Consider the following 22,261-nt stretch of genomic DNA (forward strand, 5'->3'; position numbering starts at 1 on the left):
TAGCGTTCGCATTTCCACCTCAGTATGAACCACCGCCCTAGGACGTTTAATGCCCGCCGGTCCGTAGGGACCGGCGGGCATTAAACGTCCCTGCGGAAACGTCAGACGGTGTACGTCCTGGAGTTACTCGCCGGCGTGGAGGTCACCACGCCGTTGGCACCGACGACGTAGTAACCATCGGTCACGGTGAGCGTGATGGTGTCGCCCGATTGCGTGCCCGTGGTGTTCAGGGTCGAGAAGCTCTTGTCGTAGGAGGCCGAGCCGTGCTGGGGCGCCTTGGTGATGGTGTAGGTGAGCGAATCGCTGTCACCGTCGGAGGACGAGACCGAAGTCCAGTCATTGGCCCCCAGCCCCCAGAACACACCGCTGCTGGGCTGGGACGGGGCGCTGTTCACCGCATAGATCGACACCGACACCGAGTACGTGGTGCTGCCCCCGAACGCGTCGGTGACCGTCGCCGAGAAGGAGTCCGCGACGGCAGTGCCCGTGGCACCGATCTTGGCCGCACCGTGGTAGTACGAGTACGACTTGTCGATCGTGTAGGAGAACGTGCCGTTGGAGTTGATCACCACGGTGCCACCGTTAGTCGTCGAGTACGACCCTGACGTGTAGGTGACCGCGTCGCTGTCGGCGTCGGTCGCCGTCAGCGTGCCCGTGGTGGTCTGCTTCAAGGTGCCGATCCCCAGCACCCGGTTGTCATCGAGGCTCGTGCTGGTGATGGTCGTGGTGCTGGCCGCCGGGTTGGCGTTGGACACCGTCGGCGCGACGCTGACCGTCGCGATGGTCACCGACTTGCCCGACGCGTCGGTGGCCGTGATGGTGAACGAGTCATCCGGGGTCTGGGTATGACCGGTCACCGTACGGGTGTAGGTGAACGTACCGTCGGCGTTCTTGACCACCGACCCCTTCGCGCCCTGGCTGCCGACCGTGAACGTCAGCAGAGACGCGTCGTTGGCCGGAACGTTCAGCGTCACGTTGGTGACACCGGTCGAACCGTTGGTCACCGTCACCGGCGATGGCGTGCTGAGCCCGCTGAGGCTGACGGTCGCCGTCGACGTTCCGCCGTGGCCGTCATCGACGAGCACCTGGAACGTATCCGTCGTCTTACCCGCCGTCGGGACGTAGGTGAACGAGCTGCCGTTGATCTGGACGATGCCGCCGTTGCTGCCCTTCACCGACCCGTTGGTCGCACCGACCAGCGAGTAGGTCAGCGAGTCGCTGTCGTCATCGGAACCGCTGATGGTGCCACGGACCACGCCCAGCGCGTCGGTGCTCTTGCCGCCTACCGACACACTCGAATCCGGGGTGGTGTTGAGCTTCTCGATCGGGATGGAGAAGCTCAACGTGTTCGTGCCGCCGAACTGATCGCTGGCCGCGATCGTGAAGGTGTCACCGGGGGCACCCGGCACCGCCGCGTTGTGCCAGTAGGAGTCCTCGCCACCGAAGATCGTGTTCTTGAGCTTCTTCGGCGAGGTGTAGGTGAACGTGCCGTCGGAGGAGACGGTCACCGATCCACCGTTGGCGGTGCCGTAGGTGCCCGCCGCGAAGGTGACGGCATCGCCGTCGGCATCCGTCGCGTTGATGGTTCCCGTGGTGGTCTGCTGCCGGTTGATACCGATGTCCACCGTGTTCAGCGAGGACGTGCTGACCGTCACGCCGTTGGCCGCCGGCGCGCTGTTCGGAATCGACGGTGCCACATTGACGGTCGCGATCGTCACCGTCTTACCGTCGGCGGTGGTGCCGACGATGGTGAACGAGTCCGCAGGGGTGACGGTATGACCCAGCCCCGCGGTACGGGTGTAGGTGTAGGTGCCGTCGGCATTGCGGACCACGGTGCCCTTGGTGCCCTGGCTTCCGACACTGAAGGTCAGCAGGCCGGCGTCGGCCCCCGGCACGTTCAGCGTGACGTTCTGCACGCCTGAGGACGGGTTGGTGAGGGTGACCGGCGATGGGGTGGACAGGCCACTGAGGCTGACCGTGGCGGTCGACGTCCCGCCGTGCCCGTCGTCGACGAGCACCTGGAACGTATCGGTCGTCTTGCCCGCCGTCGGAATGTAGGTGTAGGAGCTGCCCGACACGGTGATGATGCCGCCGTTGCTGCCCTTCACCGACCCGTTGGTCGCACCGACCAGGGTGTAGGTCAGTGAGTCGTCGTCATCATCGGAACCGTTCAGGGTGCCGCGCACCACGCCCAGGGCATCGGTCGAGTTGTTCTTGGTCGGCACACTCGCCGACGGGGCGCTGTTGAGCTGCTCGATCGGGATCGAGATGGTGAGGGTGCTGTGGGCGCCAAAGCTGTCGGTGACGGTGACGTTGAAGGTGTCGTTGAGTGCGTTCCCCGTCGCCCCGTCAGCCGATGCGCCGTGGTAGTAGCCGTAGGTCTTGCCGATCGTGTAGGTGAAGGTGCCGTCGTCCCGGAACGTCACCGTGCCACCGTTACTCGTGCCGATCAACTGGCTGCCCAGCACTCCACCCAGGACCGAGACGGCGTCGCCGTCGGCGTCGGCGGGGGTCACCTTGCCGTTGGAGGACTGCCAGTACACGCCGAGCACATTGGTCACCGAGGAGCTGGTGATGGTGGTGGTGCCCGCGGTGGGTGCGGCGTTGCCGATGATCGGGGTGACCGTGACGGTCCCGACCTTGATCTGCAGACCGTAGGCGGTGCCCATCACGTCGAAGGTGTCGTCGGTGCCACCGACATGTCCGGGCGCGGTACGCGTGTAGGTGTAACCGGTGCCGTTGAAGGTGACGGTGCCGTAGCCGGCACCCGTCGCGCTGTAGCCGGAGAACAGTGCGTCATTGGCCGCCGACCCTGTGCTGACGGTGCCGGTGGTGACTCCGGGTGCCCCGTTGGTCTTGGTGATGTTCACGTTGTCCAGTGACGGGGTGGGAGCGATGACCGCGCCCAGGCCCACCAGCACATCGGTGGTGCCACCGTTACCGTCACTGACCGTGACGCTGAACGAGTCGTAATAGCCCAGCGCCCCACCGAGTTTCGGGATGTAGGTGTAGCTGCCATCGGAGTCCACATGCGCGATGCCGCCCGCGCCGGTGTACGAGGTGGACGTGTCGGCACCCGTCGCACCCTTGATCGAGTAGGTGAACGAGTCGCCGTCGACGTCGATGACTCCGGTGATCTTTCCGCGGACGATGCCATTGCTGTCGGCGATGATGTTGGACGCCACCCCACCGAACGGCGCATGGTTCACCACCGTTGCCAGGTGAACCTGGAAGGTGGTGGTGTCAAAGGAGAGCACGTTGCCATCCGACGCCGTGAGCGTGACCAGATCGGTCAACCCGGACGACAGACGCGGGGTGTACGGCGTGTAGGTGAACGTGTAGGTGCCGTCGGCGGCCGGCGTCGTGTCGACGTGCACCGAACCGAGAAGTCCGACGCCGGTGAAGGTCAGTGAGTCACCGTTGGGATCATGCGCCTTGAACGTGCCGGTGAGTACTCCGGTGTCGGTGTTGGAGTTGGTGATGGTCGGGGTGCTGTCGAACACCGGGGCCAGGTTCGTGGTCGGGATGGTGACGGTGACCAGCACGTCGGTGGTCCCGCCGTGCAGATCGTCGACGGTGATGGTGAAGGAATCGGTCTTCGCGGCATCCGAGGCGCCCACCACGCTGGCCGCGGCGCGCGCGTCCGCATTCGCGAAGTAGGTGTAGTCACCGGTCAGTGCGCTCACGACGACGGTGCCCTTGCTCGTGGTGATCGCTATCGGCGAGTAGGCATGCACGATGTCGTCGTCGGAGTCCACGTTGATCTTGCCGGTTACCGTGCCCAGAATGGTGCTGCTGCCGGTGTTCTGGTAGCTGGCCACCGGCACTTGGTTCACATCGTTGGCCAGGTTGACCGTGAAGGTATTCGACGCCGAGAGCAGACCCGGGTCCCAGGCCGTGATGGTCACCAGGTCGGTGAGGTTCAGGCCGGCCGCGGCGTGCGGGAGGTACGGCGTGTAGGTGAACGTGTACCAGCCGTTCTCGTCCGGCGTCTCGGCGACGTCGACGGTGCCCAGCACCCCGAGTCCGGTGAAGCTGAGCGCGTCCCCGTCGGGGTCGTGCGCCTGGAACGTGCCGGTGAGCACACCGGTGGTGTGGTTGGTGTTGGTGATGCTCGGCGCGGTGTCGAAGACCGGGGCCTGGTTGCCGAGGATCGGGCTGCCGTCGTAGTGGAAACTCACTTCGTACTCGACGTCGTTACCGTCGGGCGCGATCGGATGTGCGAGCGCGCCGAGGCCGTCGTTGATGGTCACCTTGAACGTGACGTCCGCGCCGTTGACCAGACCGCTCGGTGACGGCACGTAGGTGAAGGTGCCGTCCAGACCCATCACGATGAGTCCCTCGCTGGGCTGCTGGTTGAGGCCGACTGTGTAGATCAGCGGATCGCCGTCGGGGTCAGTGCTGGTGAGCTTGTACGTGCCCGGTAGCGGACCGGCGGAGATGATCGGGGTACCGGGCAGGTGGTTGGTGGCCAGCCGCTCGTAGCGCGTGTAGGCCGCGGCCAGGAACAGGTAGACCGGCACGGTCAACGGTGTGGGCGCGCCGTTGAACAGGGTCGCCTGCAGCAGGGTTTGCAGCGTGACCACATATCCGGCGGCGACCTGCGAGGGGGCCAGGATCGGGTTGTCCGGGTAGGCCGGGAAGAACTTGTCGACGGCCTTCGCGAACTGCTCGATGAAGGCGGCGAACGGCCGGAACGCTGGGATGTCCGGCGGCGCCGGCACGAGGTCGGCCAGCGACGTGGCGGCCACCGCACCCGAGACCGGCGTGGCGGCGGCGCTGAACAACGAGGTCTTGGCGGCCGAGGTGCCGGAGCTGGATTCGGTCGCGGCCACCACCGGCGCGGCCACCCCTGGTGTGGTGTCCGACTTGGGAACGGTGGGCGTCTCGACGACGGGGGTGGTGACGACCGGTGTCTCGACGGTGGAGGTTTCCGTCGTGCTCGTCCCCGTCCCCGTCCCCGTCGTTCCCGTGGTCGCGGGGACCTCAGGGGTCTCGGTGGTGCCCGTGCTGGGGGTCGAGGTGCCCGTGCTGGGGGTCGAGGTGCCCGTGCTGGGGGTCGAGGTGGACGTCGAGGAGGTCGAGGTCCCCGACGTCGAGGTGTGGGCACCGCCGGAGCTGCTCACCGTGGTGGTCGGCCCACCGTTGGTGGACGTCGTGGTCGAGGAGCCGGTCGACCCGCTGGTGGTCGTCTCCTCTTTGGTGGTGCCGGTGGTGGTCGAGCCGGTGGTCGTGCTGCCACCCGTGCTGCCACCGGTGGTGCCCGTACTTCCGGTGGTCTCCTCCGTCGCGGAACCCGTGCCGGTGCTGGTCGTCGAACCTGTGCCGGTGGTGCCGGTCGTCGAGCCGGTGCCGGTCGACGCGCCGGTCGTGCCCGACGGGGAATCCCCGCTGGGGGCCTTGGCGTCGCCGGCGTCGGCCGAGGCGATCGCGGGAGCAGCGGCTGCGACGGAAAGTCCGAGAAATGCAGCGACTGCGAACTCGCTAGCACGCTTCCTCGTCTTCGCTGAACGCTTGCGATGTGTCGCCACCCGTGTTCCTTCCGGCCGCCCACCGTGAGGTCGCTTCGACAGCGGCATACCCAGCGGGTTCTTAATTGACTGCCGGGAAAGTTAACACGAGCGTCAATACAAAAACAGCTTTTCCTGAGAAAAACATGTGCCGCGTCGCGACACCCCGTCCTGCAACACGTTCTTGTTGCTGAAGTGACGACTGTGTGTAAACCAGCAATGGGACGTGCCCGCCGCTATCGGGCCGACATCAGCCTTTCGACGTACTTCGCGATTGCGTTAGCACTTGCTTTGTGCTATTGCAGCGGATACGAGGTCAGGTGAGAACCCTTGTTGTGCGAATTATGTTTGACTTCCCTACCCTCTCGGCGAACCTCGCATGAGAGGCAAAACCATGACGACTGCCACCCCCATCGAGCATGACAACCCGTATCCCGTCGACTCCACCACCCGCGCATGCTGCGGTGGGATCGGCACCCACACCCGCGACTGCGAATGGGACGGTCCGGTCACCACGATCGAACAGACGCAACCGTGGTCCTGGTCGGCCACGGTCGGCACCTGTGGCTGGACACGGGACGACGGCACCACATTTAGGGGCGTCACCATCAACGGTGAGGTGATCACCCGGGAGACCGCGCGACGGTTGGGTGAGGCCCTGATCGCGGCGGCAGAACAGTGAGGACCGTGTTCGGGCTGCTGCTTGCTGCGGATGTCGCCGCACTATGGTTACTGACGTCAACGTCAACGATGGGGGTATGGGTATGAGCGATGGCAGCCAACTGAGGTGGACAGATGTCCCCAGCGACGAAAACCAAACTCTGTTGATAGACAAGCCCCATGGCTGGTATCTCAACATCACGTTCCGCCAACGAGCCGATGCCCCCGGCGAGCGCGTGTACCTGACCGGGATAGTGAACGCGGGTCCAGGCACTGACGGTAAATGGTGCGCAGTCTCCGCCGATGCCGATGGCCAGCTCAGAACGCTAGCCTCCGGGTTCGCATCCGAGGCCGACGCCGCCGAGCGCGCGGAACAATGGGAGCGCGACCGCTCGTAACGCCCAACGTCCCAAAAGCCGCTCAAGGCCGACCCGCTCGGCAGATAGGCTTGCAATCAGAGAACCGCCTCGGTCGCCCTTCGGCCGGGGCGGTTCTGACTTCTCCCATCGACGAATCAGGCGTAGATGTTCTGCCAGTCGTCTCCGTAAAGTCCGCCTCTTTCAATACGTCGGATCGTCTGCGCCGAAAGCACGTCAGTTGACGCCCAGACCTTAGGCGCCGCCATGGCGCTGGAGTCGAGAGTCACGTTCAAGCCTTGAGCGATTGGCTTCAATGCCGGGTCGTTGAGCGCAAGTTTCTGCCACAGCGATGTGATGAAAACCGTTAGAGGTGCAAAGTCTTTGGCCGTGACTTGGGACATTATCGACATGATCGCCCCTGGCACCTTGACTGGCCTGACCGGGTTGCCGACCCCGACATAGGTGCCTACGGTGGCGCCGGCTCGCATCCTTGACCAGCAGCCGAGATCTGCAATGCAGACGAGATCGAGTGCCTCACGTGGGGTTCGGAGCACGGTGTTGTCGTACTCAGACAAGGTGCGCGTAACGTTCTCCAACGGCTCAGAACCCGGCGATGTCCAATCGTGAGATTCTCCCAACAGCCCGTAAATGATCGGTGGAACAAGCTCTTCGCGGACCGTGTTACCGCGGATCTTCATGCCGCTGTGCAGCTCAGTTGCAGCCTCACACGCCTCAACGATCTCAGATCTTGCGACTGTGCGCTTGACACTGAACGCCGCCGCCACGCCGCCTGCCAGCACTTCCTCTTTATCTCGCAATGAGTCCGGATACGCCGGATGAAGGACTACGAGGTCGGTCTCTGCGGTGACCGTCTTTCCGCCAACGGGCTGCTCAAGCAAGATGTACTTACGCGTTACCACCTGATATCCGCGCGGCAGCCATTCGTGCAGTACCGCCGCCCACCTACCCTCAACCCGGTGGCCGGTCTGTTGCGCTCGACCGCGCTCCCTGGCCAAATCCACGTCGCGGTTGTACTGCTCAACCACTCTCCGATTTAGATCCGCCAGCCACTCGTGATGGGGATGTGACACCGCATTAGCGTATTACTTCCCGCGCTGGTTCGGCCGGTGCGGTAGCTCCCCAAAATACGTCGACCACGGCGCATGGCGCCGGGTAGGTTCGAGTGGTGACCGACGACGAGAAGGACACACTCAGCCCCGAGGAGCGCGAGCGCCTGCTCAACGAGGCGGCGGACCGTATCGCTGAGGTCAGCCGCGAACTGTTTGAGCGGCTTCGCTAGCTGCCCGGCGCGGATCTTCACGTACGACGGTCCTGTCGCACGTTCGGCGGACTTTCACGAGACGCGTCAACTAGATGCCCACGTGCCAGGTTTGTCTCCCCTATCGTTCCCCTTGTGGCCGATTCGCAACGGGTGTCCGAGTACTTCGACTTAGGCGAGACGCAAGGCACTCTGGACTTCGTAGATGTCTACGTGGACGGAGACATCCCGCTGTTCATCGACCCGAGCGTTCTCGCATCAGTCAACTCCGAATGGGCCGACGATTGCACAAGCTCGATACAGGGCTTTTTCCAGGCCATAATCGACCTCATTCTGGCCGGCGACGAAATTAAGGCGAAGGCACTCTTAAGCCATCTCGGGGAAGACAATTCGACTAGGTTAGGCTATTCAAGCCGCAACAAGGGAAGCGGCGTCGGGGCCGAACTGGCGGAAGAATTCTACAAAGATCTATCAAGTAGCCAAGCGCTAGAATCCGGGTATATCCGCGATATAGAAGACACTGCGCTGTTCATTGAAGGCGTTCGGGAGGACCGTGTATCCGATGTCGTAACCAATATCATTCGCCGGCAACTTATTGAGTACACTCAATCCGCCGCGGACTACTACAGAATTCCGCTTGCCCCTAATGTCGCAACCCGCAGCTGCTGGAACAATCAGGAGCGTCGGTGGGATGTGCCTCGGTACTACGATCTACCGATTGCGGGGGGCGAACCAATACTCCTCGTTCCCAAGAGCATCGTTCGACGTAGGCTCTATAACAATCCAGACGAATACTATCGATACTACGTATTGCCCTTTTTTCAAAATGAGGAAATTAGGAAAAGATCGCCTTTGGTCCAGCTTCTCAAATCTGGCGAGCCACGAGTTCTCAAGAAAGACGTGGAAGCCAAGTATAAGGCAAAGCACGAAAGTGACGCACTCGGGGTGCTAAAGCGAATAAACCTCGATGCTACGGACCAAAATGCCGAACTCCTGGACAAATTCAAGCGAGACAAAGCCGCTCACCCTCCTGCCGCCTTAAGTCACGAGGAAATTGCTAATACAACCGGAACTCCGCAACCGAACTACGACGCCCTACTCGAGGATGTGCTCTCAATTGAGACCGGCAAAGACACTGCTGACCAGTACGAACGAGCTGTCGAAGCACTCCTCAACGCCCTCCTTTACCCGAGCTTAGTGAATCCAAAGCGTCAATTTGTAATCCATGAGGGCCGAAAGCGGATCGACATCGCATATACCAACATGGCGGTTGATGGCTTCTTTAGGTGGCTGGCAAATCATCATCCCAGCGGGCACATCTTTGTCGAATGCAAAAACTATTCCCGCCCCTTAGCGAATCCTGAATTCGACCAGATCGCAGGGCGGTTTTCACCATCGCGCGGTAAATACGGGTTACTAGTATATCGCGCATTCTCGGATAAGAGTAAGATTCTTGAATCGCTACGCGATACGGCAAAAGATGATCGTGGGTTCGTCACCGCGCTGGACGACGGTGACCTAAAGGAATTGGTGAATGAAATGAAGTTGAAAGGCACAGCGACAGGTTTAGACGGCTTATTAGATCACCGCTTCAAAGCACTAATTAACTAATCACACGTCCTTCCGCTCGCAGATCACCGTGCACTTGAACGGTCCGTTCGCATTGTCGAACACCCTTGGTCCGCCGACGATCTGGTAGGTCACGCCGCCAACGACAACCTCGTCTTTGGCCTTCGCGGCGAGTACCGCAGGCAGCGGTGGGCAGGTGGCTTTCCATGGGTCGGTGACCACGTCGCCGGTCTCGCTGATCGTGTCGGTGGCCGCCAGGGGTCGCCAGTGACAGCCGGCCACATCCATACTGACGCGCACCTGGGCCGGTTTCTTGAGCCTGTCCAACACGGTCACGTCTTCGGTGACGCTGACGAACGTGATCGTCTGCCGGCCGAACGGTCTCACGCCGCCGCCCACGGAGGTTTCCGGTACGGCTTCACCATCGCCAGGACTTCGGGGTCCAGGTCTTGGCTGGCCGCTGTTGACCAATCGCGCTGGATATCGTCAACTCTTTCCGACGCCAACGCGCCGCCGGGGTTGGTGCGCCGCTCCCAGAATCGGCCGGCCTGGATCAACGTCGCGATCTTGATCGTCTCCGGTACCGCCGACCAGCCCCACCGGGCGGTCACCTGCACGCCATGCTGATCAGGCTTCACAGAGCTGCTAGGCAGGATCTCGATGCGGGTGTACGGCCGGCCGACCGACACCGCGTTGCGCGGGGTCAGCAGGTAGGTAGTGATTTCAGAGACGGGTATCCCCATCTCATCGACCGTTTCGACCTTCAATGATGCGGTGGTCATCAGGTCATCGATATCGACTACATGTCGACCGTTGTAGAACTTGGTTTTGTACCAACGGAATTCGGAACTGGAAAGCTGACCGAACTGCCGGCCGGTTGCCTTATCGATGGCGCGACTGGCTGCCTCTGTGGCCATGGCCAGTTGGGGGTCGATTGGGACCCCCAACCAGCCGGCCAGGTCGGCAGCGCTCGCGTAAGCAGGCTGCCAACCCACGACTACGCCGCGTTCGCTGCCGCGAGGCTGTACGCGCTGCGATTCTGCACGGTGCCGTCAGCACGCTCCCAAACAACGAACTCCACCTGACCGTTGGCGGCAGAGCTGTACGGGTTGACGCTGATCACCGGCGAACCAACCTTGCGGATCACATACGCCTCGCGCAGATCACCGAGCACCGCGAACTTCGCCGAGAGGGTGCTGTTCGACGGGAACGCCTGATCAATGATCACCTCGTAGCCAAGCAAGCTGCGGGCCGGCGCGGCGCCGATGCCAGCCTGTGCCGCCTCTTGGATGAGGGGCCGGTTCTCACCGTCGACCACGGCACGGATAGCCGTCCAAGTCGCCTTGGACATAACCCACTTAGCGTTCTGCTCATACGCAGGATCAAGCGCTGCCTCGATTTCCAGCAGCTTCGCATACGTAATCGCGTTGCCAGCGGCAAGGGTTGCGTTCGCGGTCAGGCCGGCACGTGCGATACCAAACGGTGCGGTAGTGCCGACACCGGTAACCCAGTCGACCGCCTGCTTACGCGCGATGCGCTCACCCAGCTTGCGAGCAATGAAGTCTTCAAGGGGAAACGCGCTGTCCTGCAGCAGCTCTACCGATACCTTCAGAGGGGCGTTCGATGCGCCGGCAGAGGTGTACTTGAATGCGCCAAGATTGACGGTGCCGAGCGTGAAGTCAGATCCGCCCGCGAAGTTCGCGCCTTCTGCGGTGATCTGGCCACTGCTGGCGGTGTCATCGTTCGACGGGTATTCGACGGTGTTGCCGGTCTCCGTCGGGTACTGATCAACCTGGGACGCCAAGCCACCAAACGACTTCTGGACTTCCACCAGTTTGTTTCGGAATCCCTGCGGAACGAGGTAGCCGCCGGCCGAATCGGTGCCGGCGCTCTGCGCGCGCAGCTCGGTGATGTCTGCGTTCGGCGTACCAGTGCGCAGGAACGAACGGAACGCGACGTCCAGGCCATCCTCCTGCCTCGCGGCGCCGACGTTCACCGCAGCGGCCAGGGACGCGTTGGGAGCCTCGTAGGCAGCCTGACGCTTAAAGATCTCTTCGGTACGCCGCACCGACTCCTGCTCATCTTCCAACGAAGCGTACCGGGCCACCTCGTCGTCGCTCATGGCCCGACTTTCTGCCTTCGCGGCGTCGGTGATCGTGCGCAGTTCTGCCTGAATCTCTTCAATGGTCTTCAATTACTTAACCTTTCGGTATGCGCGGATACGCGCTACTTGGGTGCGGACATCTTCCGCAGGGGTGGTGGTACTGCGAAGGGCGACCGTTGTGCCCTCGTATGCCGGCAATGACACCGGCGAGATTTCAACCAGACGCGAAACGCTAAGTTGCGTACGCAGTTCTCGGCCATCGCGAGAACCAGAACGAATCTGACCCGGCCAGAACTGGAACGATGCGCCAGTGAGATCTCCCCGGCTGATCAGCTCCCGTGCGTCTCGGCCTGCGCTCGTGTCTGGGAGGTCGACCTCGAAATGTAATCCCCGGGTATCGGTGGCGAGCCTCAACGTTCCCGACGACTGGCGACCCAACAGCTGCGCCGAATCGTGGTTGAGGAACGCGCGCACATCAGTGGCCCGATCATTGAGAACTGCATCGAAAGCCGTAGGCGCAATGATCTCCCAGAACGATCCGCGGATTAGCGCAGGCTCGTTGAATACCGACGCGTAGCCGGTGATTCGGTTGCCGCTGATCTCTGAACGGATCTCGATAGATCGTGTTTCTAGCGTCACGCTGCCACCGGTTCCTCTGGCGGTTCCGCTTCGGGAAGCGGTGGGCGGTTGAGGATCTGGCGTGCCTCCGCGTGCGAGAGCAGGCCGGCATCAACCTGCGCGATCAGCAACTCAATCTCGGTTTTCGGATCGGGAGCGAGCAGGCCCTTGTAATCGAACTCGGCCTTGCGACCGCTGGGGAGTAGCAGCGACAGCCGTTCCGCGATACGTGATGTCCAGTGGTTGAAGGTGTGCGCGACCATGGCACGGTGCATCTCGGCGATACCAGTACCCCACGACGAATCCTTGTCATTTAGCCCAACGAGCGAATCCGGCACACCGAAGATCGTTGCAATCTCGGCCTTCTGGAACTGGCGCGCCTGTATCCACTGACTGTCCTCATTGCTGATCGACAGCGGGTGAATGGTGGCCTTGCGGTTGATCAGGCCGATAGCCCCGGCGTTGGCCTCCCCCGTTAGTCCACGGTTAAGCCCCTCAAGGAACGCCGGTGCGTCCTCTTCGGCCAGATCGTCATCCACAGTGGCGATAGCCGATACTGTGGGGCCTCTACCGAACAGGCTTGCCGCCGATTTGTCGGCAGCGATCGCCGTGCCGAACGCGCCGTGTCGAGCCAACTGCAGCGGTGACAGTCCATGGATGCCGTCCAGGGAGGTGTTCTTGATGTGGGTGAGCGTCGCGTCGGTGAACGTCCGCTGCGTGCCGTCGTTAAGACTCACCCGGTAGGACTTGACGCCCTGCCTGTCCACCTCGACAGCGACCGACAGCGGGTGAATCGGGCTGACCGAATGCAACAGTCCCGCACCGTTGTACACGTGCGCCAGGTAGGCGTTGCCGTGCAACAGTAGGTGCGCAAGCGTCGTTTCGATCAGTTCGAACCTGGTCAGGCCGAAACCGGGATTGTCCAACCACGAGGGCACCCGCTGGGTAATGCCGTCCGACTCATGCAAAGCACGTAACGGCAAGGTGGCGATACCGCCGGCAATGATCTGCACGCTTCGGTAGACCGCCGCCAATCCCATCACTGACGTCTCGGAGACTGATACGCCAGCCAGACTGGGTGCCGCACCCAACAGATGGAATATCTCTGGGTCGGGGGCCGACCAGTTGCGGGTCTCAGGTGATTCGTGCGGCGGAACGGGCGCGCGGAACATCCGGGGAATTAGGTTCAATCGATTTCCTTTGTTTGCTGAGCCGGGGTTGCCGGCGGGGTGAGAGAGAGAAAAAACGCCTCCCGGGGTCGACCAGGGCGTTCAGGCTGCAGACTTTTCGCAGGTCAGAGCCCTGCGAGCGTTGTCATGTCGCTGACCTGCGGGAATGGCCTATGTCCAGAGGACGAAGGGCTTTGCCTTCGGCTTTGCTACGTCGATGCTGGCGCGCGAGTGTGCCAGCACTGCGGCAACGGCGAGGTCGATCTTGGCCGGCGAATCCTTATCGGCCTTGGTGATCACGTCGCCCTGCGGGCTGTTCACGACGTGGCAGTTGGCGAGGTGGCGCGCCAGCCGTGGGTCACCGTCGTGGGTGAGCGCGCCATCCATCACTGCGGCGTAGAACCCGGTGCAGGCTGGCGCCATGCGTGCACGGCTATAGGTGGGTATCTCAACAACACGCTCACGCCATCGTGCAGACCACTGCGCGATCTCCGCCTGCCAATAAGGCGGATCGCATGCCAATTCCCTTACATCCCAGTACTCGAACGCCTGCTCTACGGTCTGCATCACATCGTCGCGCGGGACGCGCCACTCTTTGGCACCGGGCTTTTCCCACGCGCCCACCACAAAGATGTGACCCTCATGCGTGCAACCCACCAGCGCTGTTGAGTCACCCGAGTACGAACCGTCAAAGCCGAGCCACACGCGGGTGCCTGCGGGTGGCAGCTCCCGACGATGGGTCAGGTTCTCCCATACCCCGTACGGCAGCCATGCCGATGCTGTGGCAGTCCACTCCCCCAAGCGATAACGGCGGAACTCATGAGCTGGTAGCCGTTGGACATCAAAGGCCAGCGTGTCGGCGAAGCCACCCCGGCTATAGCAGGGGTTCGCTCGGTTCCAGTTGTCCCGATCGTCCAGGGCAGCAGACGCTTCGCCTTCGTAGATCTTGCCGTAGACAGTAGGATCGCCGGCCTTAACGGCCTGGTACAGCCCGTGCGCCATTGACGTCAAGTCATAGCCTGGTGTGGTGATCCCGAGTAGTAGGGCATCGGTGCGAGCGGCGCCGGCCATCTGCATTCCAGACCAGATGGAATCTGACGTCTGCAGGTGGACCTCATCGAACAGGACCAGATGCGGGTTAATGCCCTGCGATGCTTTGAAGTTCGACGCGCGAGTCTGGATGAACGAGCCGGTCTCCGGTACTTCGATCCTGTCCTTAAAGATGTGGATCGAATCCCGCAGGTGTTCGCTGCCGAGGATCAGTTCGCGAATTTCAAGCATCAAGACCGAGTTGAGATTGCGCTCGCTGTCTGCGATGGCATAGACATGCCGACCTGTCTTGAGGCAGATCTCGACTATTGCGAGCGCAGCCGCTAACCGAGTCTTGCCGTTCTTGCGTGGCACCTGCACGTAGGCGACACGGGGACGCTTCGGCCCGGTGAGGTCGCGGAGAACCTCACGCTGCCATGGGTAGAGCTTCTGACCAGTGGCGTGTTCGATCCACGGCACCACAGCGCGTTTGGGCGGTAGCGGTGCGAGGTTCCGTGTCTTCGGGCCGGCTTTAAGCGCTGCCACCTACTCGTCATCGGGCGGCGAGTTGAACATGTCGGCCACCCGATTCCAGATGTCGTACTTGGGCGTTGCACCGTGAGGATCATCCGCAGACCTGCCATGGATTAGGGTCGCGACTTTCGCCGCGTCATCGGTGCTGACGATCTTGGCGACACGGGTCGTCTTGCCGAGTTTCTTGTAATTGACGCGCCGCGCCTCGATCGAGTCAATGAACGTGCCCTCATCGCGCGGTGAAATTTCTTTAGCCCACTGCGCTACGTCGTCGGCGATCTCGTATAGATTGGCGCGCAGGTCTGGGTTTTCGGCCAGCGCTGCACGCAGATCGTTCAGCAACTCTTTGTCGCTCACGGGTTGCCTCCCTTGGAACTGTTGCACGACCGGCATGCCGGCTGACGATTCGAGAGCGCATTGTTGGTGGAATCGCCGTCAATGTGATCCCACGTATCGGCCAGTGCACCATTGCATTTGATGCGTAGCGCACATACACCTGCAGGGTCGCCCCACGCGCGGAATGCAGAATTCTCGTAGCGGGCTCTACGCCATTGCCGATCATGGGCAACGCAGCGGGGACGGCCATGCATCGCCCAGTTGGGGCAGCCTGGCTGCAGACATGGCTTATTGGCCATCCGATCGCCTCGCGAACCCATCGACGAGCCTGCGCGCAAGGCCCTCGACACCCTCGGCCGCTTCATCGCTATCCAAATCGTCCGCGATTTCTGTCAACTCAGCGGCGAAGTCACGTGCGGCGGATGCGCTAAGTCGGACAACGTCCGCCGGTCGCGCCGTACATTCCTTCTCCAGCTCGAAATTGAATATTCGCCAATTGATCTCGCGTCCGAACTGCCGTTGGATGCTATCCACGAAAAGACTGCGCCAATCGACTTCAACAACAGGGCCTATCCGCTTCCAGTGGGCACGCTTATACTCAGACATAGGTAGTTCTCCTTGAATGGCGAAGGGCGAGCACCCGTGATGAGTGCTCGCCCTTCGTATTTGACTGTTATGCGCGCGCCAATTGCGCTTCGTTGGTCTGGGCTTGCAGGTTCGCAGCAAGGTCAACGGCATTGGCTTTTGCGCTCTGGTCGCCGCCGTGGAAATTCTCGATGTGCAGTAGCGGACCACTCTGCTGCGGTGACTGCTGCCCGTTCTGCTGCAGCGCGTTGCCTTGGTTCTCAGCGGCTTTCTTATTGCTGGCCTTGTCCATCAGGCCGGCACCGCCGCTGCCGATAGCAGGAGTTGCACCAGCGAGAGAACCCGCGGCACGCCAGAACCACGAGTCCTTCATCGGGTTTTTGCCCGTATCCGGATTCGTGGGGAAGAACGTGTCCAACGCGCCCTCGGTCAAGATGCCCGCAGCCTGGCCACCGAACTTGATGGTCCGGTTGATCGCCTGCATGGCCATCTGCGCAGCCGCCGCAGCGGCCTGTCCACCGAACATGCTTCCGCCAGAACCAGCGGCGCCGATAGCACCCTGAATGGCGCCTCCGAGGAGGCCACCACCGATGCCGAGGCCACCGCCACCCTTGGGTTGCCAACTCGGGTCCTGGTAGTCGATCCCCTGGGACTGGTATGGGGTTCCGAAGGGCAGTGCCTGCGGCATGTTGCCGGGTCCGCGGCCACCTCCACCTGGGAGCGATCCCAGCGGCGGCAGTGGGTTATTCAGCGCCGGGTCGGTGTTTGCCGGTCCGTAAATGTCTACGGGGCTGGGCGCCGGCCCTGTCTGCGGAATAGACGGCACTGCCGGCGCCACGGGCCGGTAGTAGTGCGTCGGCAACGACGGATCGTCAGCACCCAGACCACCCACGCCGCCGGCTTCTGCAGCCGACTGGCTGCCCCAGTTCCATGGCGTGCCGCCCGGGAGGGTGGCCTGCATATGTGACGGGCTGTAGGCGACACGGAAATCGCCAGGGCCACCCGCGCCGGGGACGAATCCGCGTCCGGTCAGCCACTCAGCCGCATTGCCCGTCGACATTGAACGGCCGGCGGTCGACCGGCCATCCAAGATGTTGACGAGATCTTCAATCGAGCTGGTGCAGTCCCCGATCCCCTTAGTGAGGTCACCGACGCCAGGCTGGGAGATGTAGTCACCCGGGCGGATCTGGGACAGCAGCGCTTGATCGCCCGGGTATCCGCTCCGTATGCCGTTCGCGGTGACGTTCATCCCCTGCGCTGCGGCGCTGGCCGTCTGGCTGGAGCCACCGAAGGCCATGCCCAGCAATCCGTACGAACCATCGCCCCGGGCGGCAATGGGAGCAAGCGCGCCCATAACTGGTGCTGCCGCCAGCGAGGCAATGAACTTGACTAGGTTGTCGGCGAGCCCCGGGAGACCCTTTGACAGCCCGAGGTCTTTGTCTAGGCTGGCACCAATGTCGGAGAGGTTGCCGGCCGCGTCGCCTACGGTCTTGGTCAGTGAATCCGTTGCCGACTTCGCTGAATCCTGCAGTGACATAAGCGCTTTAGTCTGATCCTGACTTGCTTTCAGCAGTTCGTTTCGCTTGGAAATTAGGTCGCCCTGATCGTCAACGTTCGCCTTCTCCAGCGTGTTCACGTCGGACTGGAGCTGCGCAATGTGCTGCTGAGATTCCAGGACTGTTTGAGCAGCACTGAACGTTCCCGAAGTTACCGGGATTCCGTTCTGCTGTAGGAAGTCCTGTGGTGACGGGCCGGTGTTGGGCAGGGTCGGCAGCTTGAGTTTGTCGCTCGCACCACCGCCGCTGTCTGCCAGCGAGGGGTCCGTGAGTGCGTTCGGCGTGATCTGCGTAGGCGGCGGGGGCGTTGGCGCAGGCGCATACCAGCTTTTGTAAAAGTTCGTTCCGGTCACGCCGCCCGTGATGGCGTCCAACGGGTTGCCGCTGGCCACCCCGGGCGCGCCGTTAATCGGCAACGTGATCGACCCCGGCAGTCCAGGGCCTTGTAGCCTCGGACCCGTGGCCGGAATGCCAGGGGCGCCGGGGGTGAGCTTCGGTGTGTCTGCAAGTAAATCGTTGAACGCCTTGGGAATACCGCTGAACAGACCGTCAAGGTTCAACTTCTGCTTAAGGCCGTTCCACATTGACTCAATGTTGCGACCGGCCGTTGCCCACTCGTTCTGGCTAGTCTTCAGTGCGGTGTTCGCCGCGTCCTGGGTAGCGCCTTGAACGTCCTTAATTGACTGGGTGATGGTGTGCAGATCGATCTTTTTGAACGCCGCGCCCAGATCCTCGGCTTGCGTGCCCATCAGTGCTACCGCAATCTTGCTCTGGACGAGCGGATCTTGAATTCCGCGGATTCTGTCCAGCACTTCGGCGAACGCGTCACGTGCGACGCTACCGCCCTGTGCGAGCTTGCCGGCGGTGTCGGTTGCGTTGAGTCCCAACGCCTCGAAAGCCTGTTGCGTGGTCTTCGAACCGTCCACGGCACGGATACTGAATTCTTTGATCGAGTCCGCGACGATGTCGGTATCCCGCGCGCCGCCCTCCAGACCTTGCCTAAGCAGGCCGATAGCATCAGCACCGGTCAACCCCAGCTTGCGGAGCTGCGTGCTGTATTCATCGATGGTGTCGAGCCAGTCGCCCGAGACATTCAGCCCTTCACGCTGACCGGCGGTGATGATGTCGAACGCCTGCTTAGCATCGCTCGCTAAGCCGGTCCTAAGCAACTGACTGGCCGATCGCGACACCTCGGGAATATCCTCCCCGAGAATCGATTTGATCGTTTGCAGACCTTCGATGACCTCGGTTTGCTTACCGCTGCCGTCGGTCGCCTTGAGTAGGCCCGATTGGATCGCGGTGGTTGCGGTGTCCATGTTCGCGGCGATGCTCTCGCCGAAGTTGGCCGACCACGCATCACCGGCTGCCTTTGCAGTACTTGCCATCTGGGCGTCGCTGATGCCGAGCTTGGCTTGATTCAACTTGATGTCAGCTTGGAGCTGCATCGCGTCCTGGATCATCGGTCGGATTACCGCAATCGCCGCAGTCGCACCGCCGATCAACGCGGTGGCGATAGGCCCGCCCTTGCCCGCCAGACGCAAGATGCCAGCCGCACCGCTGAAGCCATCGGCGAACTCATCGCCCGCGGACTGTCCAGTCCGCCGTGTGTCGCCCACGTTGATCTTGGGGCGGGCGCGCTTCTCGAATGTCATGCTGAACTCGCGGGCGGCAGTGGTGGCCGCGCCTGCGAAATCACCCTTACCGATCGCCGCCGCCGCGCTGTCGCCGCTGGCCTTGCCAGCCTTGGCGCCCTGACGCGCGTAGTCCTGCGTCGGCATCATCTTGGCCGGGTCCACCCGCACGGCGTCGAACGCCTTCTGTAGGGAGGTCGCGGCCTTGGCACCGGTCTTCTGCGAACTTGCAAGTACCTGCTGTTCGGACTTCTGTAGGGCGCGCTCGTCAACCTTGGCGGTGACGGCAACACCGACTGTGGGCGTTTTTGCCAATGGGTTCCCCTTTCGGGCATGCCAATTGCCGCCGATGCAGCAAGGCATAGGCGGGCGAAAAGGCTTGAGGTGGCGTGACTGGGTGGGCGCGGAGATTCAAGTTGGGGTGAGCTGGCTCAGCGCGCCTACCAGCTCACGGACCCACCGGTGGCACCCAGTGGGCTTTCTGCGGGGTGGATGGCGTTCTCGCGTGCCATGGCTGCCGCAGGATCAGAGGGCACCGGGGAGCGCGGCCGACGCTCAACCCGGTGCCCGGGGTCCGCTGCCCGGGGCGGGAAGGAGGTGCCGGGGCAGCGGAAGTTTGTTATCTGGTGTTGAGTTCTTCGGCAAGATCGGTCAGGGCGTTGCACACGGCGTATACGTCGGCCGGCGCGAACACCATCCGTGCGCGCCCACGGCGGCAAAGCCGCTCAAGGCGCAGCAGCTTTCCCATCGCGTGGATTTCGTACGGCTCACCGCCGGTGGCCGGGATAGTTGCAATCAACATCCGGCACACCACTTGGCCGGCGTGACGACGCGCGGCCCGCAGGGTGTTGCTGTCACGTGGATGAGGTGGGGTTGGCCGGCGATGTCGACGCGGGCGATGTAGCCCGTAGCGTCCTCGGTCAGTTCTACGACGTCCGTGCCGAAGGCAATGGTTGGTTTCATGGTTCCCCTAGAAGTATTTATTAGCGGTGCTAACGACCGCGGAACTGTTGCGGTAGGCCGACCACGAGGCCAACCAGAGATCCCCCAGAACTCCACCCCACGCCAACCGCAACCTGTCATGCGCTCCAAGCGTCCACCGGCCCGTCGTCCATCAGACCGCACGACGGCTTGCCTGACGGAGCCTCATTCTCTATTTCTCTTAGAGATGGACCGGATTTCCCGCCATATGACGGTGGAATTCAGGACCATAGATCGGCTGGGCGACCTTGGTCAGCCTCGTCGGGTGTGTGGTCCGGATTCCCGGCCATACGGTGAGAGCGGTTCATCACGTACTCGTGCTTGTACACATAGCCGTTCTCATTGCGGTACTCGTTCCGCGTAAGCCAGCCGGTTGTGGTTAGGTTCTTGATTCCGCCGCTGACCGCATCCCGGGTCATGCCGGTTGCGGCGCAGATGCGGCGCTGGCTGGCCTCCCACCCATCCGCCAGTGAGAGCAGATAGGCGGCGACACGGAACCCATTGGCCGAGACCTCGGTATCGCGAATCAGCGCGTGAGGTAGCCGAGTGTGATGCTTCGGTCGTTCGCCGAGCAACTTGACCGTGGTAGGCCGCATGTAACCCATCGAGTCACGCCAGCCGGCCATTCAGCGCCAGGGCGCCGGCCAGCAATTGCCGGCCTAACTCGTCCGCATAGTCTGGGCCGATCGGAACGAAATAGTCGGTGCCGCCGATGTCGGTGATAGTCAGGATGACGGCCGGACCGCCGCGCCGATCGATTCGGATATCGAAATCCCGCGGGATAACTTTCATGTGATGCTCCTAAGCATGTGGTTAGCGCGCCCCTCAATATCGCGCAAGAGTTTCAGGCCCTTGACCTTGGCAGCGCTGTGACGCGACAAGGCTTCGCGGTGACAATGGCGGCATTGTCCATTGGTAAGCCGGTCGGCCGGCCCATTAATCCGATGACCGCTCTTGCAGATATTCATTGTTCGCCTCTTACAAAGTATTCGTTATCGAGCGGCATCGACAGAAACCTCGATGCCCGTGATTGCTCGGGAATGGTGGCCTCGTGCCGGCGCTTAAACGGGTTCCCGCGCTCGGACAGGAAACACCAATCAGTGCTGCATTTCGGCACGTGATGGCACGGTCCGTCGCTGCCGGCGAAGGAAATAGATGGCGGCGCTTCAATCACATAGTCGGCTGGCCGTGGCTTCCAACGCCCGTCGATATCTCGGTCAGTAGACAGCGGCCGGCGTCGGGGCGGCACTTGCCGAATCATGGTTTCGGCGTGCTCAGTCTCATGGTGGGCCAGCCCGATAAGATCGGGTTCGTACTGCAAGTTGGCGCGTGAACAATCACGGTTATCACCGTTGAGGTGGACAAGCCGAAAGGCTGGCCCGTGACCACAATAAATGCAGGCATGCACGGGCGGATCGCCGAACCATTCAAAGGCCAGAAAATCGGCACGAGAGAACCATCGGAACATCCGATGACTGTCGACTAGTTCATTGCGGCTACGGTCCCTGATACGTCCATGCTCGGTCCATTCTCGGCCGGGTAAAACGTGCACAAAGGGATGCCACACACGAGGCGGGGGCATTCAGTTCCTTCTACTATAAGAATATCAAAACAGACATATTGGATTACGATAAACGTATAACCTGCAACAACACGCTTCCTAAGTGCGTGCTATTGCAGATCATAGGTTTGAAATGGGGCCGCATAATCGCGACCCACTTCGGGTGATCTATAAGAAAATCCCAACCGGGAAAAACTTATCACCCACCCCCGGCGTAGGGGTACAAATCCGTTGGCTTAAACTCATGCTGCGGCGCCGCTTCGATGAAGGCGGACAACTTATCCCGCACCGCAATGGCCTGCTCAAGGGTCAATTGGGCTGCGATCTTGTCGGAGTCCTTCAAGATCCCCAGCCAGCACACCCCGATCGGGCCGGTGGACTCGTACACCCGCACCACGTGGCCGTAGCTGGTCTCTACTCGGGTTGTGTCCATCACGCGGCCGGTCGCGTGTTCGCGCCATTGGTAGCGCGGCGGCGACGAGCGGCGATGGACAGTCGAGTCATGCGCGCGTAGTGGGCTTTCCGGAGCGACTCGGCGCGGGCACGGTCGCCACCGGCCTCGCGTAGGAACTTCGCATCAAGGCCACGGCGCGCGGGCGCTGTGCGGGCGGTGCGGTCTTCGGTGCGCGCCCACGACGTGTGGGCGGCTTCACTTGAGCGCAGCGTGCGCTCGGTTGCGGTCATGGTCATGAATGCCTTCGGGGGTAGTTGGGCAATAGAAAACGCGCCCTCCCCTTGGGGATTGGGCGCGCGCGGTCGGCACGATGTAGGTGTTGACGC

Annotated in this window: 22 protein-coding genes; 4 read left to right on the forward strand and 18 right to left on the reverse strand. The window is 62.1% G+C overall.

What is annotated here, in order from left to right; all coding sequences use genetic code 11:
* Positions 1 to 101: 101 nt before the first annotated feature.
* Positions 102 to 4,835, reverse strand: a complete 4,734-nt coding sequence (locus QN239_RS19210) for an Ig-like domain-containing protein (protein WP_499012734.1) — start codon at positions 4,833 to 4,835, stop codon at positions 102 to 104.
* On the opposite strand from QN239_RS19210, the gene QN239_RS19215 reads away from it, so the two are divergent.
* From QN239_RS19215 to QN239_RS19225, 3 genes are all read left to right on the forward strand, one after another.
* Entirely contained in the window at positions 4,741 to 5,559 is an 819-nt protein-coding gene (locus QN239_RS19215; RefSeq protein WP_499012735.1) for a hypothetical protein, read from the forward strand. The two genes, QN239_RS19210 and QN239_RS19215, sit on opposite strands and share 95 nt — an antisense overlap.
* Positions 5,560 to 5,904: 345 nt before the next feature.
* Positions 5,905 to 6,192 carry a hypothetical protein gene (locus QN239_RS19220; protein WP_499012736.1) on the forward strand — a complete coding sequence of 96 codons (288 nt, stop codon included), beginning with the start codon at positions 5,905 to 5,907 and terminating at the stop codon, positions 6,190 to 6,192.
* Between the two features lie 82 nt (positions 6,193 to 6,274).
* Positions 6,275 to 6,568: a hypothetical protein gene (locus QN239_RS19225; protein WP_499012738.1), complete on the forward strand. Its 294-nt coding sequence runs from the start codon at positions 6,275 to 6,277 to the stop codon at positions 6,566 to 6,568.
* Positions 6,569 to 6,684: 116 nt separating this feature from the next.
* Here QN239_RS19225 and QN239_RS19230 read toward each other — a convergent pair whose 3' ends face one another.
* Positions 6,685 to 7,575 carry a DUF6602 domain-containing protein gene (locus QN239_RS19230; protein ID WP_499012740.1) on the reverse strand — a complete coding sequence of 297 codons (891 nt, stop codon included), beginning with the start codon at positions 7,573 to 7,575 and terminating at the stop codon, positions 6,685 to 6,687.
* Positions 7,576 to 7,943: 368 nt separating this feature from the next.
* Between QN239_RS19230 and QN239_RS19235 the strand changes: the two genes are divergently transcribed.
* The gene (locus QN239_RS19235; protein ID WP_499012741.1) at positions 7,944 to 9,419 is read left to right on the forward strand and encodes a DUF8370 family protein; all 1,476 of its coding nucleotides are present in this window, start codon (positions 7,944 to 7,946) and stop codon (positions 9,417 to 9,419) included.
* On the opposite strand, the gene QN239_RS19240 is transcribed toward QN239_RS19235, so the two are convergent.
* From QN239_RS19240 to QN239_RS19315, 16 genes are all read right to left on the reverse strand, one after another.
* Entirely contained in the window at positions 9,420 to 9,764 is a 345-nt protein-coding gene (locus QN239_RS19240; RefSeq protein WP_499012743.1) for a hypothetical protein, read from the reverse strand.
* Positions 9,761 to 10,159: a hypothetical protein gene (locus QN239_RS19245; protein WP_499012745.1), complete on the reverse strand. Its 399-nt coding sequence runs from the start codon at positions 10,157 to 10,159 to the stop codon at positions 9,761 to 9,763. Before QN239_RS19245 ends, QN239_RS19240 begins: the two co-directional genes overlap by 4 nt.
* Before the next feature lie 215 nt (positions 10,160 to 10,374).
* On the reverse strand, positions 10,375 to 11,571 hold the full coding sequence (locus QN239_RS19250) for a phage major capsid protein (protein WP_499012747.1): 1,197 nt from the start codon (positions 11,569 to 11,571) through the stop codon (positions 10,375 to 10,377).
* Positions 11,572 to 12,120, reverse strand: coding sequence for an HK97 family phage prohead protease (locus QN239_RS19255; RefSeq protein WP_499012749.1), 549 nt, complete (start codon positions 12,118 to 12,120; stop codon positions 11,572 to 11,574).
* Positions 12,117 to 13,271, reverse strand: a complete 1,155-nt coding sequence (locus QN239_RS19260) for a phage portal protein (RefSeq protein WP_499012750.1) — start codon at positions 13,269 to 13,271, stop codon at positions 12,117 to 12,119. Before QN239_RS19260 ends, QN239_RS19255 begins: the two co-directional genes overlap by 4 nt.
* A gap of 168 nt (positions 13,272 to 13,439) precedes the next feature.
* Positions 13,440 to 14,843, reverse strand: coding sequence for a terminase large subunit domain-containing protein (locus tag QN239_RS19265; protein WP_499012751.1), 1,404 nt, complete (start codon positions 14,841 to 14,843; stop codon positions 13,440 to 13,442).
* A complete protein-coding gene (locus tag QN239_RS19270) occupies positions 14,844 to 15,188 on the reverse strand; it encodes a hypothetical protein (protein ID WP_499012752.1) in 345 nt (114 codons plus the stop codon).
* A gap of 267 nt (positions 15,189 to 15,455) precedes the next feature.
* The gene (locus QN239_RS19275) at positions 15,456 to 15,773 is read right to left on the reverse strand and encodes a hypothetical protein (protein ID WP_499012753.1); all 318 of its coding nucleotides are present in this window, start codon (positions 15,771 to 15,773) and stop codon (positions 15,456 to 15,458) included.
* A 67-nt stretch (positions 15,774 to 15,840) separates the two neighbouring features.
* Positions 15,841 to 19,254 (reverse strand): phage tail tape measure protein, encoded by a 3,414-nt coding sequence (locus QN239_RS19280; protein ID WP_499012755.1) that lies wholly within the window; start codon positions 19,252 to 19,254, stop codon positions 15,841 to 15,843.
* Between the two features lie 304 nt (positions 19,255 to 19,558).
* Complete coding sequence (locus tag QN239_RS19285; protein WP_499012756.1) at positions 19,559 to 19,741, reverse strand: hypothetical protein; 183 nt, start codon at positions 19,739 to 19,741, stop codon at positions 19,559 to 19,561.
* Positions 19,735 to 19,902, reverse strand: a complete 168-nt coding sequence (locus QN239_RS19290) for a hypothetical protein (protein WP_499012757.1) — start codon at positions 19,900 to 19,902, stop codon at positions 19,735 to 19,737. Before QN239_RS19290 ends, QN239_RS19285 begins: the two co-directional genes overlap by 7 nt.
* Positions 19,903 to 20,141: 239 nt before the next feature.
* Positions 20,142 to 20,525 carry a helix-turn-helix domain-containing protein gene (locus tag QN239_RS19295; RefSeq protein WP_499012759.1) on the reverse strand — a complete coding sequence of 128 codons (384 nt, stop codon included), beginning with the start codon at positions 20,523 to 20,525 and terminating at the stop codon, positions 20,142 to 20,144.
* 4 nt (positions 20,526 to 20,529) lie between these two features.
* A complete protein-coding gene (locus tag QN239_RS19300) occupies positions 20,530 to 20,712 on the reverse strand; it encodes a hypothetical protein (RefSeq protein ID WP_499012760.1) in 183 nt (60 codons plus the stop codon).
* Positions 20,713 to 20,884: 172 nt separating this feature from the next.
* Complete coding sequence (locus QN239_RS19305; protein WP_499012762.1) at positions 20,885 to 21,388, reverse strand: hypothetical protein; 504 nt, start codon at positions 21,386 to 21,388, stop codon at positions 20,885 to 20,887.
* Positions 21,389 to 21,680: 292 nt separating this feature from the next.
* Complete coding sequence (locus QN239_RS19310) at positions 21,681 to 21,914, reverse strand: hypothetical protein (protein ID WP_499012764.1); 234 nt, start codon at positions 21,912 to 21,914, stop codon at positions 21,681 to 21,683.
* Positions 21,914 to 22,171 carry a hypothetical protein gene (locus tag QN239_RS19315; RefSeq protein ID WP_499012766.1) on the reverse strand — a complete coding sequence of 86 codons (258 nt, stop codon included), beginning with the start codon at positions 22,169 to 22,171 and terminating at the stop codon, positions 21,914 to 21,916. Before QN239_RS19315 ends, QN239_RS19310 begins: the two co-directional genes overlap by 1 nt.
* Between the last annotated feature and the right edge of the window lie 90 nt (positions 22,172 to 22,261).

This window comes from Mycolicibacterium sp. Y3 (assembly GCF_051188035.1).
Classification (GTDB): domain Bacteria; phylum Actinomycetota; class Actinomycetes; order Mycobacteriales; family Mycobacteriaceae; genus Mycobacterium; species Mycobacterium fluoranthenivorans.

What these genes read in the sequence shown, in the direction of transcription:
- QN239_RS19310 (WP_499012764.1), bottom strand. Translation starts at nt 21,914, where the DNA reads ATGGACACAACCCGAGTAGAGACCAGCTACGGCCACGTGGTGCGGGTG.
- QN239_RS19290 (WP_499012757.1), bottom strand. Translation starts at nt 19,902, where the DNA reads ATGAAACCAACCATTGCCTTCGGCACGGACGTCGTAGAACTGACCGAG.
- QN239_RS19260 (WP_499012750.1), bottom strand. Translation starts at nt 13,271, where the DNA reads ATGTTCCGCGCGCCCGTTCCGCCGCACGAATCACCTGAGACCCGCAAC.
- QN239_RS19225 (WP_499012738.1), top strand. Translation starts at nt 6,275, where the DNA reads ATGAGCGATGGCAGCCAACTGAGGTGGACAGATGTCCCCAGCGACGAA.
- QN239_RS19245 (WP_499012745.1), bottom strand. Translation starts at nt 10,159, where the DNA reads ATGACCACCGCATCATTGAAGGTCGAAACGGTCGATGAGATGGGGATA.
- QN239_RS19305 (WP_499012762.1), bottom strand. Translation starts at nt 21,388, where the DNA reads ATGTTCCGATGGTTCTCTCGTGCCGATTTTCTGGCCTTTGAATGGTTC.
- QN239_RS19295 (WP_499012759.1), bottom strand. Translation starts at nt 20,525, where the DNA reads ATGGGTTACATGCGGCCTACCACGGTCAAGTTGCTCGGCGAACGACCG.
- QN239_RS19220 (WP_499012736.1), top strand. Translation starts at nt 5,905, where the DNA reads ATGACGACTGCCACCCCCATCGAGCATGACAACCCGTATCCCGTCGAC.
- QN239_RS19275 (WP_499012753.1), bottom strand. Translation starts at nt 15,773, where the DNA reads ATGTCTGAGTATAAGCGTGCCCACTGGAAGCGGATAGGCCCTGTTGTT.
- QN239_RS19285 (WP_499012756.1), bottom strand. Translation starts at nt 19,741, where the DNA reads ATGTTGATTGCAACTATCCCGGCCACCGGCGGTGAGCCGTACGAAATC.
- QN239_RS19315 (WP_499012766.1), bottom strand. Translation starts at nt 22,171, where the DNA reads ATGACCATGACCGCAACCGAGCGCACGCTGCGCTCAAGTGAAGCCGCC.
- QN239_RS19300 (WP_499012760.1), bottom strand. Translation starts at nt 20,712, where the DNA reads ATGAAAGTTATCCCGCGGGATTTCGATATCCGAATCGATCGGCGCGGC.